General features: G+C 69.7%; 15 protein-coding genes. 5 read left to right on the top strand and 10 right to left on the bottom strand.

Annotation, left to right across the window (positions count from 1 at the left end; all coding sequences use genetic code 11):
• Positions 1-69: 69 nt before the first annotated feature.
• Positions 70-489, top strand: coding sequence for a DUF3592 domain-containing protein (locus tag EV671_RS05945; RefSeq protein WP_132570378.1), 420 nt, complete (start codon positions 70-72; stop codon positions 487-489).
• Here EV671_RS05945 and EV671_RS05940 read toward each other — a convergent pair.
• The 3 genes from EV671_RS05940 to ylqF form a co-directional block, all read right to left on the bottom strand.
• Positions 476-1,027, bottom strand: coding sequence for a HutD/Ves family protein (locus EV671_RS05940; protein WP_132570377.1), 552 nt, complete (start codon positions 1,025-1,027; stop codon positions 476-478). The two genes, EV671_RS05945 and EV671_RS05940, sit on opposite strands and share 14 nt — an antisense overlap.
• 4 nt (positions 1,028-1,031) lie before the next feature.
• Entirely contained in the window at positions 1,032-2,420 is a 1,389-nt protein-coding gene (locus tag EV671_RS05935; protein ID WP_132570376.1) for a wax ester/triacylglycerol synthase domain-containing protein, read from the bottom strand.
• Positions 2,421-2,486: 66 nt separating this feature from the next.
• A complete protein-coding gene (ylqF, locus tag EV671_RS05930; protein WP_132570375.1) occupies positions 2,487-3,440 on the bottom strand; it encodes a ribosome biogenesis GTPase YlqF in 954 nt (317 codons plus the stop codon).
• Positions 3,441-3,548: 108 nt separating this feature from the next.
• Between ylqF and EV671_RS05925 the strand changes: the two genes are divergently transcribed.
• Positions 3,549-3,944: a cold-shock protein gene (locus EV671_RS05925; RefSeq protein ID WP_132570374.1), complete on the top strand. Its 396-nt coding sequence runs from the start codon at positions 3,549-3,551 to the stop codon at positions 3,942-3,944.
• Positions 3,945-4,128: 184 nt separating this feature from the next.
• Here the strand turns inward: EV671_RS05925 and EV671_RS05920 are convergent, their stop codons facing one another.
• The 5 genes from EV671_RS05920 to EV671_RS05900 all read right to left on the bottom strand — a co-directional run bounded on the left by EV671_RS05920 (position 4,129) and on the right by EV671_RS05900 (position 8,993).
• Positions 4,129-4,446, bottom strand: coding sequence for an energy transducer TonB (locus EV671_RS05920; RefSeq protein WP_132570373.1), 318 nt, complete (start codon positions 4,444-4,446; stop codon positions 4,129-4,131).
• Positions 4,447-4,475: 29 nt separating this feature from the next.
• Positions 4,476-6,023: a methyl-accepting chemotaxis protein gene (locus EV671_RS05915; RefSeq protein ID WP_132570372.1), complete on the bottom strand. Its 1,548-nt coding sequence runs from the start codon at positions 6,021-6,023 to the stop codon at positions 4,476-4,478.
• 217 nt (positions 6,024-6,240) lie between these two features.
• Positions 6,241-7,521, bottom strand: coding sequence for a c-type cytochrome (locus EV671_RS05910; RefSeq protein WP_132570371.1), 1,281 nt, complete (start codon positions 7,519-7,521; stop codon positions 6,241-6,243).
• Entirely contained in the window at positions 7,518-8,234 is a 717-nt protein-coding gene (locus EV671_RS05905) for a c-type cytochrome (protein ID WP_132570370.1), read from the bottom strand. Before EV671_RS05905 ends, EV671_RS05910 begins: the two co-directional genes overlap by 4 nt.
• A gap of 84 nt (positions 8,235-8,318) precedes the next feature.
• Complete coding sequence (locus EV671_RS05900; RefSeq protein WP_207911098.1) at positions 8,319-8,993, bottom strand: YggS family pyridoxal phosphate-dependent enzyme; 675 nt, start codon at positions 8,991-8,993, stop codon at positions 8,319-8,321.
• Positions 8,994-9,020: 27 nt separating this feature from the next.
• Here EV671_RS05900 and EV671_RS05895 point away from each other — a divergent pair, with 27 nt between their 5' ends.
• From EV671_RS05895 to EV671_RS05885, 3 genes are all read left to right on the top strand, one after another.
• The gene (locus EV671_RS05895; RefSeq protein WP_132570369.1) at positions 9,021-10,064 is read left to right on the top strand and encodes a type IV pilus twitching motility protein PilT; all 1,044 of its coding nucleotides are present in this window, start codon (positions 9,021-9,023) and stop codon (positions 10,062-10,064) included.
• Between the two features lie 75 nt (positions 10,065-10,139).
• Positions 10,140-11,276: a PilT/PilU family type 4a pilus ATPase gene (locus tag EV671_RS05890; protein ID WP_132570368.1), complete on the top strand. Its 1,137-nt coding sequence runs from the start codon at positions 10,140-10,142 to the stop codon at positions 11,274-11,276.
• Positions 11,277-11,281: 5 nt separating this feature from the next.
• The gene (locus tag EV671_RS05885; protein WP_207911097.1) at positions 11,282-12,172 is read left to right on the top strand and encodes an NAD(P)-dependent oxidoreductase; all 891 of its coding nucleotides are present in this window, start codon (positions 11,282-11,284) and stop codon (positions 12,170-12,172) included.
• Positions 12,173-12,279: 107 nt separating this feature from the next.
• Here the strand turns inward: EV671_RS05885 and EV671_RS05880 are convergent, their stop codons facing one another.
• A complete protein-coding gene (locus EV671_RS05880) occupies positions 12,280-12,897 on the bottom strand; it encodes a BON domain-containing protein (protein WP_132570366.1) in 618 nt (205 codons plus the stop codon).
• A gap of 19 nt (positions 12,898-12,916) precedes the next feature.
• Complete coding sequence (locus EV671_RS05875; protein ID WP_132570365.1) at positions 12,917-13,495, bottom strand: SIS domain-containing protein; 579 nt, start codon at positions 13,493-13,495, stop codon at positions 12,917-12,919.
• Positions 13,496-13,510: the final 15 nt, after the last annotated feature.

Raw genomic sequence — 13,510 nt, 5'->3', positions numbered from 1 at the left:
GGCGGGGAACGGTTGGGGAGACGGCATGATGGCGCAACCCGCCCCTCGGGGCGACCCGGAGATGCATGGATGACCCTGATCAAGCTGGCCTTCATCGTGTGCGGGCTGCTGCTTGTCGGCGCGGCCTGGTGGTCGGCCACGATGAACGCCAGGGCCGCCGATTGGCCTGACACGCGCGGCGTCATCGTGCACTCGGAACACCGTCAGGCCCCCGACGGCGACAACGACAGCGTGCGCATCGAGTACGACTACCAGGTGGCCGGCCAGGCCCGCCGCGGCTCCAAGGTCGGCTATGCCGGCGGGCCGTCGCAGTCCGCCGACAAGGCGGCCCTGGTGGCCCGCTACCCGGTCGGCCTCGAGGTCAGGGTCTATTACGACCCGGCCGACCCCGGCCGCGCGGTGCTGGAGCGCTCGCCGTCGCGGGCCTGGATCGCCGCGGTGCTGATGGGCGTGGCGCTGGTGGCCATCGGCCTGTTCAAGGATCTGTAGCGCTGAACTCCAGCCACAGCCCGGGCTGGTCGAAAACCATCTCCTTCTGGGGTGCCAGGTCGAGCCAGAGCAGCGTGTGCGCGGGCAGCGCGGCCCGGCGGCCATCCCCGCAGGACCAATTGCCTGGCTGCGACGCGAACAGGCCGCAGGAGCGTTGCCGGGCACGCCAGGGAACGCCCGGCAGCGCCGGGTGCATCGCCGCCTGCCCGCCCTTGTTCATCAGGTTCAGGTCGCGCACGGGGCCCTTCAGCAGGCGGCCAAAGGGCGCGCTGGCGCCGTCGAAGCGCAGCGGCGGGTCGAGGGTCGTCAGTGTCGCTCGCCGGTCTTCGAACTCGAGCCGCATCCCCTGGCCCTCGACGAGGGCGAGCCAGCGCTCGACGCCGGGGTAGGGCGAGAAGGGGCCGTCCTGATCGACGTCGGCCATGGAGATGCGCAGCTGCCAGTCGTCCGCGCGCGGCAGCACCAGCAGGGTCCGCGTGCGGCCGCCGCCGTTCTTCCAGGGTGTCGACGCGACCTGAGGGGCGTGGATGATCTCCACCGGTTCAGATCCCGACTGCCTTCTCCAGCGTCGCGATCTCTTCCTCGATGTAGGCCGACAGCCGGCCGAGGTTGGGCAGAGCGTCGGTCGCGATGAGGCCGAAGTAGAGCGTGCCGGCGTAGCTGAACAGCGTGATGTTGAGCAGATGGGTGGCCGGCAGCGTCGAGACCGGGTGCATCTCCAGCAGCGGCGCGCCCTTCAGGTAGAGGCGCTCCGCCGGGCCGGGCACGTTGGACACCAGCGTGTTGCCCATCGGCGTGATGACGTCGGCCAGCTTGAGCATGCCGGCGATCTGGCCGAGCAGCCCGGTCAGGAGGGTGTAGGTCTCGACGGCCTCGGGCGCGACCGAGTCGATCATGGCCCGCACATTGCGCAGCGAGTAGCCGATGTTGCGCAGGCGCACATAGGCGTCGTCGGTGGGCGCCGACAGGTCGACGAGGATGATGCCGATCTTGTTGCCCGCCCCCTTTTCACCATCGCGGCGCAGGTTCACCGGCATCTGGATCGTGATCGGCCGGTCCAGTGCGATGCCTTCGTCGGCGAGGTAGCGGTGCATGGCCCCGTCCAGGCAGGTCAGCGCGACATGGTTCAGCGTGGCGCGCGCCAGCTTGCGGATGGCGTCGATGCGGGCCATGGGCACGGCGGCGGTCGCGAACTGGCGGCCCGGCGTCGCGTTGCCCGTGAAGGGCGTGCCGCCGCTGGCCATGAAGGGCAGGGCGATGGCGTTCTTCGTCAGCTTCACGGCCTCCAGCGCCAGCATGGCCGTCAGCCGCCCGATGCCGACGGCGCGCTTGCTGTTGGCCGTGAGTTGCTTCCACACGGTGCCGGCCACGGCCTGGTCCAGCCGCTTCTTGCGCCCGAGGCCGCCGCGGCGAGTGTGGTCGAAGGTCCAGACCGGCGTGACCGTCAGGTCCTCGGGCGTCGTGCGCAGCGAGTCCACGCCCCAGCGCGTCATCGTGATGCCGTCGGCCATCGCGTGGTGCATCTTGTAGTAGACGGCGAACTGGCGGTCCCACAGCCCGGCGATGACATGCACCTCCCACAGCGGGCGGCTGCGGTCCAGCACCGGCTCGTGCAGCCGGGCGGTCAGCGCGTAGAGTGCCGCGCGGTCGTTGGCGCCGGCCTTGAGCCGGTGGAAGAAGACGTGCTCAGACAGGTCCACAGCCTCGGCCGTGCCCCAACTCGGCATCAGCGTCGGCGATAGGAAGTTGATGACCTGGTCGAAGGGCGGCTGGACGTCGGTGTGCTCGAGGAATTCCTCGTAGAGCTGCTTCGCGAAGCTGGCCTTGGCGCCCTTGGGGATCTGGTGGATGTGCAGGCCGGCGACATGCTTGGGGCTGGCCTCGCTCTCGGCGATGAAGAAGGCGAGGTCGAGCAGGGACAGGCGGCTCATGGTGTCTCTTGTCGTTCCGGTGCGGCCCAGCATAGGTGCCGCAGGAGTGTGGTCAAGGCCGGGGAATCACGCGTCGCCGCTGGCTGCGGCGCGGCGCCCGCTGCGGCGTGCCTTGTCGGCGGCCTTCTCGGCCTCGCGCGCAGCGGCCTGGCGGGCCTCCTCGTCGGCCGCGGCGCGGCGCCAGGCGGCCATCTCCTCGGGCGTCTCCAGCGTGATGCGGCCCAGCAACCCCTGGCGGTAGTCCACCAGCAGCGCCTCGGCGGCCTTGTGCATCTGCACCGCGCCGCCACGGATCTTGGCGCCGCGCTTGGTGCCGATGGCCTCCAGCACGGCATCGTCGGCGCCCAGCTCGGCCAGACCGTAGCGCTCCTGCAGACGCTCGGGGTAGCGGCGCTTGAGCACGGCGATCAGCTCCAGCGCCACCTCGGCCTCGTCGAAGGCATTGCGGCCGATGGCGCCGCTGGCGGCCAGGTGGTAGCCGCTCTGCTCGATGGCGATGCGCGGCCACAACATGCCCGGCGTGTCGAACAGGTAGAAGCCTTTCTCCAGCACGATCTTCTGCTCGATCTTGGTGATGCCCGGCTCGTCGCCCGTTTTGGTGGCCTTGCGGCCGACCAGCGTGTTGATCAGCGTGCTCTTGCCGACGTTGGGGATGCCGCAGATCAGCACGCGCAGCGGCTTGTGCATGTCGCCGCGCAACGGCGCCAGTTCGCGGCAGGCCTTGACCAGGGCGCGGGCGGGGGATTTGTCGCCGGCGTCCAGCGGGATGGCGCGCGTGTGCGGCTGGGCGTTGTAGAAGGCCAGCCAGTCGGCCGTCACGGCCGGGTCGGCCAGATCCTGCTTGTTCAGCACCTTCAGCGACGGCCGGCCGGTGGTGAGCGCAGCCAGCAGCGGATTGCTGCTGGAGCCGGGCAGGCGCGCGTCGAGCAGCTCGATGACCACGTCCAGCCCCGCCTTCACGCGATCCTTGATCGCCTGACGGGTGGAGTTCATGTGGCCGGGGAACCAGTTGATGGGCATGCGCTGACGAGATTGGGGGCTTGCGGAGGGCGGATTGTCGGGCTTACATCCGGTTGCCGGCGCTGCTCCGACAGCCCGCAGCATTCCAGCCTAGCGTCTGAGGGAAGTATGAGATTCGAAGGTGTATTGAGCGCGTGGAACCACGATGCCGGCTACGGCACGATCCGCCCGCTGGGTGGGGGCGAAGAGGTGTTCGTGGCACTGGCGGCCTTTCCCACCGATGGCGAGGGCCCGCGGCTGGACGAGCCGCTCAGCTTCGAAATTGTGACCGGCCGTGACGGCCGCAAGCAGGCCGTGAGCCTCAAGCGCCTGCCCCGGCTCCAGCAGCACTCCGCGATGCGCGAGGCCGCCGGGGTCGGCAGCCTGCGCGTGCGCCAGGCCAGAAGAAAACGGCGCCTGAGTCTTGCGGCCGGCGCCGTCGTCGCGGTGCTGCTGGTGGCGGTGGGCGGGGCGCATTGGTGGCCCCATGCCGCGTCGGACAACCCGGTCCGCGCAGGTCGTTGAAGCTGGAGGCGCAGCAATCGCTGTCCGGTGTCATGCCAGACGGCCTGCATGCCGTCTGTCCTTCGTAACGCGTCGAACAGCGCGCAGGCGCTGTTCTCGGTCTCTACTCATGCCATGCGCCCAGCATGGCGCATGGCCTTCGTGAGCCGTCGGACAGGCCGCAGGGCCTGTCCTCGGCGCTCACTCAGTCCTCGTTCTTGAAGACGAGTTTGACCTCGTGCGTCGCCTTCTCGCCCGGCTCGAACTTCCAGTCCATCAGGGCCTGCTTCACGGCGCGGTCGAAGACGCGCTTGGGTTCGGCCTCGACGATCTCGACGTCGCTGACCTTGCCATCGGCCTCGATGGTCAGCTTGGCCTTGACGACGCCGGTGGAGATGCCCTTCTGCACGGCCTCGCGCGGGAAGTCGGGCGGCACCTTCTTGATGACCTTGGGCGTGGCGTGGGCGGCCAGGGCCAGCATCAGGCTGGCGGCGAGCACGGTGGCGGAGCGCAGGATGGACATGGCAGGCCTTGACGAGTGGTTGTTGGGGTTCAGGCCGCGCGGAAGAAGCCGACCGCCTCGATCAGGCGGGTGGAGCTGTCGCGCAGCGCGTCGGCCGAACGGCTGAGCTCGCCCACCAGGCTGGTGTTCTGCTGCGTGGCCTTGTCGAGTTCGTTCATCGCGCCGTTGACGACGCCGACGCCGGTGGCCTGCTCCTGCGCCGAGTGCGAGATCTCCTCGATCAGCTGACCCATGTTGTTCACTTCGTCCACGACGCTGCGGATGGTGACGCCGGCGTTGTTGACCAGCGTGGTGCCGTTCTCGACCTTGACGGTCGATTCCTGGATCAGCACCTTGATCTCCTTGGCGGCGCCGGCCGAGCGCTGGGCCAGGGCGCGCACCTCGGCGGCCACGACGGCGAAGCCGCGGCCATGCTCGCCGGCACGCGCGGCTTCCACCGCGGCGTTCAGGGCCAGGATGTTGGTCTGGAAGGCGATGCCGTCGATGACACCGATGATGTCGCCGATCTTCTTGGAGCTGGCGCTGATCTCTTCCATGGTCTCGACGACCTTGGAGACGACGGCGCCGCCGTTGCTGGCCGCCTGGCGGGCCGTCACGGCGATGCCGGCGGCGCGGCGGGTCAGGTCGCTGGCGCCCTTGAGCGTCGAGGCGATCTGCTCCACCGAGGCGGCGGTGTTCTGCAGGCTGGCGGCGGAGCGCGTCGTGCGCTCGGCCAGGTTGGAATTGCTGTCGGCGATGGAGCCGGAGTTCGAGGCCACCTCGCTGGCGGCGGTGGACACGTCGCGCACGACGCCGGACAGCGCCGTCTGCATGTCCTTCATGGCCTGCAGCATCTGGCTCAGCTCGTCGCGGCCTTCGACCTGGATGTCCTGGGTCAGGTCACCGGCGCGGATGGCTTCAGCGGCGGCCTGGGCCTTGCGGGCCGGGCCGACGATGGAGCGCGAGATCACCAGGAAGCCACCGACGCCCAGGGCCACGGCCACGGCAACCAGCACGAAGGTCAGCACGACCGAGGAGCGCGCGCGCTCGTTGCCGGCATTGGCCAGCGTCTTGCCGCTGTCGAACTGCATGTCGACCAGCTTCTTCAAGCCTTCCTGCAGCGCCGCCTGGGCGGGGCGCAGGTCGGTGATCAGGCTCTCGCGGGCTTCGTCGGGGCTGCCGTCCGTCTGCACCTTCTGGAACTTCTCCAGCGCGCCGAGGAATTTGGTCTTGCGTTCGCGCACCTCGGAGACGGCGGCCTTCTCGGCATCGTCGGAGACGGCTGCATCGAGGCTGGCGAGCTGCTTCTCGCCCTCTTCCAGCGCATCGGCGATGGCCTTCTTCTGCTTCTTGATCGCACCGGCGGTATCCAGCAGCAGCAGGTCGCGCACGGCGCGCGAGATGATGTTGACCTGGCCGTCCAGGCCATTGGCCGCAGCGATCTTCACGAGGCTGGAGTTCGCGGTGCGGTCCAGGTCCTTGGCCAGGCTGTTGGCGTTCGATGCGCCGTAGATGCCGATGGCCACCAGCAGCAGGATCAGGAGGCCGAAGCTCACGGCCAGCCGCTGGCCGATGCGCAATTGGGTCAGGAAGTTCATGCGGTTCAGGTCCTTGTCCGGTGATCCACGGGTATCGGCGCCAGCCGGCCGATCTTGATTCCAACGATGACTGACTTTAGGGCCCTCGGCCCTTCTTTTGCGGCCATACCCGGAGGCCGCCGCGCAGTGTGTCGCGACCTGTGACGATTTGCTTCAAGGGTCCGTGGTCCTCGCGTGAAGTCGTTCACGTCGCTCCCCCGCCCGGGAGCTTGCTGTGTCAATGCGCAGCAGCCGCTGCCCGCAAACGCAGCACTTCGACCGCGTCGATCTCGCCGGCCTGATGGCCGAAGGACTGGCGCAGATGGCTGGCCAGCGCGGCCAGGTCCTCGGCGCCGAGCACACCGGCGAACGGCGGCATGCCATAGGGGCGCGGGTGGCCAGGCGTGGCCGGCGCGAAGCCGCCGCGCTCGATGACGCGCAGCAGGTTGGCCGCGCTGGCCTGGGTGACGACGCGGCTGCCGGCCAGGGCCGGGTAGGCCGGGGCGCCGCCAGTGTCGCGGCGGCCCTCGCCCTGGCCGCCATGGCAGGCGGCGCAATGCTCGCGGTAGAGGCCGGCGCCGCGCTCGCGGCGGCGCCGGTCGGGCTCGGCGGGCCCGGGCCGCGGCACCGCTCGTTCGGGCAGCGCGCGCAGATAGGCGCTCATGGCGGCGAGGTCGGCTTCGTCCAGCGCCGCGGTGCTGCCGAGCACGACCTCGGCCATCGGCCCGAGCGCCGCATGGCCGTCGGCGTGGCCGTCGCGCAGCCAGCGCTGCAGGGCCTCGGCCGTCCAGCGCTGCACGCCGGCCTCGGCGGGGTCGTGCAGGGAGGGCGCCACCCAGCCCAGGCCGGCGAGCAGGCCGCCGCGGAAATCGGCCGCGCCCTGGTCGCCGCCCAGCACGCCGCGCCCGGCATGGCAGGCGCTGCAATGGGCCAGGCCCTGGCTCAGATAGGCGCCGCGGTTCCAGGCGGCATCGCGGGCCGGGTTGGGCTGGTAGACGCCGGGCCTGAAGTACAGCGCCCGCCAGGCGGCGATGGCCAGCTGGCTCCCATAGGGCCAGCGCAGCTGGTGGGCGCGGCGCGGTGCAACGACCGGGCCCTGCGCCTGCAGCCAGGCATGCAGCGCGTCGGCGTCCTCGCGGCTGACCAGGGTCGTGTTGACGATGGGATGGGCCGGCACCAGCAGCCGGCCGTCGCGGCTGATGCCCAGATGCAGAGCGCGCCAGAACTCGTTGGCGCTCCAGCCGGCCAGGCCGGTCGGGTCGGGCGTCAGATTGGTCGAGAAGACGGTGCCGAAGGGCGTCGGGATGGGCCGCCCGCCGGCCAGGCGAGCGCCGCCGCGGGCCGTGTGGCAGCCGGCGCAGTTGCCCACCGCGGCGAGATAGGCGCCGCGCGCCAGGCTGGCGGGCGCGCTGGACTGCGGCGTCGCGTCGTTCAGGCCGCGCTGCCAGGCCAGCAACGCAAGGCCGGCTGCCGAGCCCAGGGCGGCCAGCAGGGCCAGGGCGATGGACAGCCGCCTCATGGCTGCAGCCCCCCGCAGCGCAGCGGTGCCGGCGCGGTCAGCGCGGGCGCCGGATGCGGGTCGGCCGGCATCGGCTGGCCGGCCAGGAACTGCGTCAGCGCGTTGATGTCGGCATCGGTCAGGGCCTTGGCGATGCGGGCCATGCAGTCGGGCGCCAGTGCGCGGCGCTGGCCGCTGCGCCAGGCGCCGAGCTGGCCGTTCAGGTAGTCGCGCGACAGGCCCAGCAGCCCCGGCACACCGGGCTGGGTGCCGGTCAGGCGCTCACCGTGGCAGGCGACGCAGGCGGGCAGCCGGCGGCCGGCGTCGCCGTGGCGGATCAGTGCTTCGGCGCGCGCCAGCTCGGGCGCCGCCAGCGTGGGCCGCTGCGGCGGCGGATAGGGCAGGTCCAGCGACGCGAAATGGCCGGCCAGCTCCTTCAGATAGGCGTCGGACAGCGGCGTGATCAGCTCGCTCATCAGGCCGTAGTCGCGCCGGCCGTCGCGGAAGTTCAGCAGCTGGTTGTAGAGATAGCCGGCCGGCTTGCCGGCCAGCCGCGGGTAGTAGCCGTCCGGCGTGGCGCGGCCCTGCTTGCCGTGGCAGCCGGTGCAGGCCAAAGCCCGCTGCGCGAGCGTGTCAGCGACCGTGCGCTGCGCGAGCGCGTCGGGAGCGGGCTGGGCCAGGGCGGCGGGCGCCCAGCACAGGGCGATCAGCAGGCGGGCGAGGAGCGAGGGCATGGCCCCTCATCTTGCCCGGGCGGCCGGGCGCGGGTAAGGCTCAGATCCGGCCATCCGGGACCGTATCAGTTCGCCGGGCCGGGTTCAGCGGGCGCCGAAGATGGCGGTGCCGACGCGCACCAGCGTCGAGCCCGCGGCGACGGCGTCCTCCAGGTCGGCGCTCATGCCCAGGGACAGCGTGTCCAGCGCCAGGCCCTCGGCCTTCAGCGCCTCGAACAGCGCGGCCATGGCCCGGTGCTGGGCCAGCGCGCCGGGGCCGGGCTCGGGGATGGCCATCAGGCCGCGCAGCCTCAGCCGGGGCAGGGTGGCGACTTGGGCGGCCAGCGGCGCGACCTCGCCCGGCAGCAGGCCGCTCTTGCTCGCCTCGGCACTGATATTGACTTGCAGGCAGATATTGAGCGGCGGCAGCTCGGGCGGCCGCTGCTCGGACAGGCGCTCGGCGATCTTGAGCCGGTCCACCGAATGCACCCAGTCGAACTGTTCGGCCACCGGCCGCGTCTTGTTGGACTGCAGCGGGCCGATCAGATGCCATTCGAGCTGGCCGCGCAGGTCGATCAGCTCGCCCACCTTGGCCAGGCCCTCCTGCACATAGTTCTCGCCGAAGGCGCGGGCGCCCGCGGCGAAGGCCTCGCGCACGGCCGAACCGGGGAAGGTCTTGCTGACGACGAGCAGCTGTACCGCGTCGGGGGGACGGCCGGCTGCGACACATGCCGCAGCGATGCGGCTTTTGACGGATTTCAGGGAGTCGGAGATCGCCATAATGATCCGAGCACTCCACGGGACATCATGGACATCACTCAGCTGCTGGCATTTTCGGTCAAGAACAAGGCATCGGACCTGCACCTTTCTGCCGGCCTGCCGCCGATGATCCGCGTCCATGGCGATGTGCGCCGCATCAATGTCGAGGCCCTGGACCACCGTGCGGTCCACGACATGGTCTACGACATCATGAACGACTCCCAGCGCAAGGTGTACGAGGAGACGCTGGAGGTCGACTTCTCCTTCGAGATCCAGGGCCTGGCGCGCTTCCGCGTCAACGCCTTCAACCAGAACCGCGGCGCCGGCGCCGTGTTCCGGACCATTCCGAGCAAGATCCTGAGCCTGGAGCAGCTGGCCGCGCCCAAGGTCTTCGCCGACCTGGCGCTCAAGCCCCGAGGCCTGGTGCTGGTGACCGGCCCGACCGGCTCGGGCAAGAGCACAACGCTGGCGGCCATGGTCAATCACCTCAACGAGAACGAGTACGGCCACATCCTGACCATCGAGGACCCGATCGAGTTCGTGCACGAGTCCAAGAAGAGCCTGATCAACCAGCGCGAGGTCGGTCCGCACACGCACTCGTTCGCCAACGCGCTGCGTTCGGCGCTGCGCGAGGACCCGGACTGCGTGCTGGTCGGTGAAATGCGCGACCTGGAAACCATCCGCCTCGCGCTGACCGCGGCCGAGACGGGCCACCTGGTGTTCGGCACGCTGCACACCTCGTCGGCCGCCAAGACGGTGGACCGCATCGTCGACGTCTTCCCCGCCGCCGAGAAGGAAATGGTGCGGGCGATGGTGTCCGAGTCGTTGCAGGCCGTCATCTCGCAGAGCCTGTGCAAGTTGAAGGACGGCACGGGCCGCGTCGCGGCCCACGAGATCATGCTGGGCACCTCGGCCATCCGCAACCTGATCCGCGAGAACAAGGTGGCGCAGATGTACTCGTCCATCCAGACCGGCAACTCGCAGGGCATGCAGACGCTGGACCAGAACCTGACCGATCTCGTCCGCCGCAACATCATTTCGCCGGCCGAGGCTCGATCCAAAGCCAAGTTCCCTGAAAACTTTCCTGGCTAAGCCAGGAAGGTTTGACGGCACTCATGTGGCTTGCCACGTCAGTGACGGCAAAACCCTCGTATTGAAAGACCGCTCATGGAACGCGACCAGGCCTCGAAATTCATCAACGACCTGCTGCGGCTGATGCTGTCGCGCAAGGGTTCGGACCTCTTCCTGACGGCCGAGTTCCCGCCCGCCATCAAGGTGGACGGCAAGGTGACCAAGGTCTCGCCCCAGCCGCTGTCGGGCCAGCACACGCTGCAACTCGCGCGGGCCATCATGAACGACAAACAGGCGGCCGACTTCGAGCGCAGCAAGGAGTGCAACTTCGCGATCTCGCCGCATGGCGTCGGACGCTTTCGCGTGAACGCCTTCCTGCAGCAGGGCCAGGTCGGCCTGGTGCTGCGGACCATCCCGTCCACGCTGCCCACCATCCAGTCGCTGGACCTGCCACCGGTGCTGCGCGAGATCGTGCAGAACAAGCGCGGCCTGGTCATCGTCGTCGGCGCCACCGGCTCGGGCAAGAGCACCTCGCTGGCCGCGATGATCGACGAACGCAACGAGACGACCTATGGCCACATTGTGACCATCGAGGACCCGATCGAGTTCGTGCACCCGCACAAGAACTGCATCGTCACCCAGCGCGAGCTGGGCCTGGACACCGACAGCTGGGAGGCCGCGCTGAAGAACTCGCTGCGCCAAGCGCCCGACGTCATCCTGATGGGCGAACTGCGCGACCGCGAGACCATGGACCACGCCATCGCCTTCGCCGAGACCGGCCATCTGTGCATGGCCACGCTGCATGCCAACAGCGCCAACCAGGCGCTGGACCGCATCATCAACTTCTTCCCGGAAGACCGCCGCCAGCAGCTGCTGATGGACCTGTCGCTGAACATGCGCGCCCTCATCAGCCAGCGCCTGCTGCCGCGCCGCGAGGGCAAGGGCCGCGTCGCGGCCGTCGAGATCATGCTGAACACGCCGCTGATCTCCGACCTGATCTTCAAGGGCGAGATCAGCGAGATCAAGGAGCTGATGAAGCGCTCGCGCGAGCAGGGCATGCAGACCTTCGACCAGGCCCTGTTCGACCTCTACGAGGCCGGCAAGGTCACCTACGAAGACGCGCTGCGCAACGCCGACTCGGTCAACGACCTGCGCCTGCAGATCAAGCTCAACAGCGAGCGTGCCCGTAGCGGCGACCTGTCCTCCGGCACCGAGCACTTGACGATTGTCTGAACCCCATGAGCACCCGCACCTACGAACCCGCTTCCGCCCGCCGCGTCGCCTTCCTCGGCCTCGGCGTCATGGGCCATCCGATGGCCGGCCATCTGGCGCGCGCCGGCCACCAGGTCACCGTCTACAACCGCACGGCCGCCAAGGCGCGGGCCTGGGTGGACGAATACGGTGGCGGCTTCGCTGCCACGCCGGCCGAGGCGGCACAGGGCGCGGAGTTCGTGTTCTGCTGCGTCGGCAATGACGACGACTTGCGCTCGGTGGTGCTGGGCGACGCCGGCGCGCTGGCCGGCATGGCCTCGGGCGCCGTGTTCGTGGATCACACCACCGCGTCGGCGGCCGTGGCGCGCGAGTTGCATGCCGAGGCGGCCCGGCGTGGCGTGGCCTTCGTCGATGCGCCGGTCTCCGGTGGCCAGGCTGGCGCGGTCAATGGCGCGCTGACGGTGATGTGCGGCGGCGACGCGGCGGCCTTCGAGGCGATGAAGCCCCTGGCGATGTGCTTCGCGAAGGCCGTGACCTTGCTCGGTGGCCCGGGTTCGGGCCAGCTGGCCAAGATGGTCAACCAGATCTGCATCGCCGGCGTCGTGCAGGGCCTGGCCGAGGCCGTGCGCTTCGGGCAGAACGCCGGCCTGGACATGGTCCAGGTGCTGGACGTCATCGGCAAGGGTGCGGCCCAGAGCTGGCAGATGGACAACCGTGGCAAGACCATGGTGGCCGACCAGTTCGACTTCGGCTTCGCCGTGGACTGGATGCGCAAGGACCTGGGCCTCGTGCTCGACGAGGCGCGCCGCAACGGCTCGCGCCTGCCGCTGACGGCGCTGGTGGACCAGTTCTATGCCGACGTGCAGGCGCTGGGCGGCAACCGCTGGGACACCTCTTCGCTGATCAAGCGACTCTGACCCGAACTCAAACCGGCCGCCGGGCCGCCCCAAGGTCGGTTTGAGCGGATGTGCGAGCGGGCCACGCCCGCGAGCATCCGCGCCCCTTCGGGGGGCCGGTCAGCGCTTCAGCGCTGGACGGGGGGCTTGCTATATCGCGCGAGCTCGTCCTCGCTGATGATCTCGAACGCCTTCACGACCTTGTTCACGCCGCTGATCTGGCGCGCGATCTCGGTGGCGCGGTCGGCCTCGCGTTCGGTCACGCGGCCCATCAGATAGACATTGCCGCGCTCGACGACGATGTAGAAGGCATTGCTCAGCAGGTCGCGCGCATCGATCAGCTTGGCCTTGACCTTGCCCTGGATGACGACATCGTTGGAACGGCTGCTCAGCGAGCTGGCCGGGCCGATGGCCACCTCGTTCAGCACCTTGCTGACGTTCTCGACGCCGCCGACGATGCCGTCCAGCGCGGCGCGGGCTTCCTCGGTGGTGGCCTCGCCGGTGACCAGGGCGACGCGGTTGTAGCTGTTGACCGTGGCGTGGACCTTCTCGCCCAGCCGCTCGCGGATGCGGGCCCCGGCCTTGACCTCGATGGTCTCGTCCTCGAGTTGGGTACCCGAGGTGCGGCGGTCAGTGGCGACGGAGACGCCGCCCACCATGGCGCCGCCGATGATCAGCGGGGCGCAGCCGGTGGCCAGGGTGCTGGCGAGGACGGCGGCGGTCAGGGTCAGGGAGAGCTTCTTCATCTGGATTCCATGCAAGGGGTTATTCGTCGCTGCCGAGCAGTTGCAGGTCGACGGCGTCGGCCAATGCATGCAGCAGCACGCGCTGGGCCTCTACAACGCGCGGCTCGCGGCCGTGGCTGACACGGATCTGGATGTCGGTGTCCTGCAGCAGGCCGCGCCACTCGTCGGCGGCCCCGGGCGGCTGGGCGGTGAGGGCGATGATGCTCATCTCCTGCGCATGGGCCACGGCCAGGGCCGGCTGCCAGGCGTCGCGCTGCTCGCGCAGCGGCTCGATCATCACGAGCACGTCGCCCGGGTGGCCGTGGGCCTGCAGCAGCCGGGCGATGTCCAGGCCGGCAGCCTCGCGCGCCTGGGCGGCCAGACTCCAGGCGGCCAGGCCGGGGCGCTCCTGCTCGAAGCGGCCGGCCAGGCGGGCGGCGAGGTAGTCGGCGTCCAGCGCCGCGAGGCCATGTGCGGCGCAGAGGATGCGGTTGCCGCCGGTGATGGCGTCCACCACCATCTGCGCGGCCATTGCCAGGGGGCGGGCCAGTTGTTCGGCGGCCTGGTAGAGCAGGTCGGCGCTTTCGAAGAACTGTTGCTGGATGCGTTGCTCGATCATTGGAGCGGAATCATA

Source organism: Roseateles saccharophilus (assembly GCF_004342485.1).
GTDB classification, from domain to species: Bacteria; Pseudomonadota; Gammaproteobacteria; order Burkholderiales; family Burkholderiaceae_C; genus Pelomonas; species Pelomonas saccharophila.
Note: the sequence above shows the minus strand (reverse complement) of the source record. Positions and strands in the feature narration are given on the sequence as shown.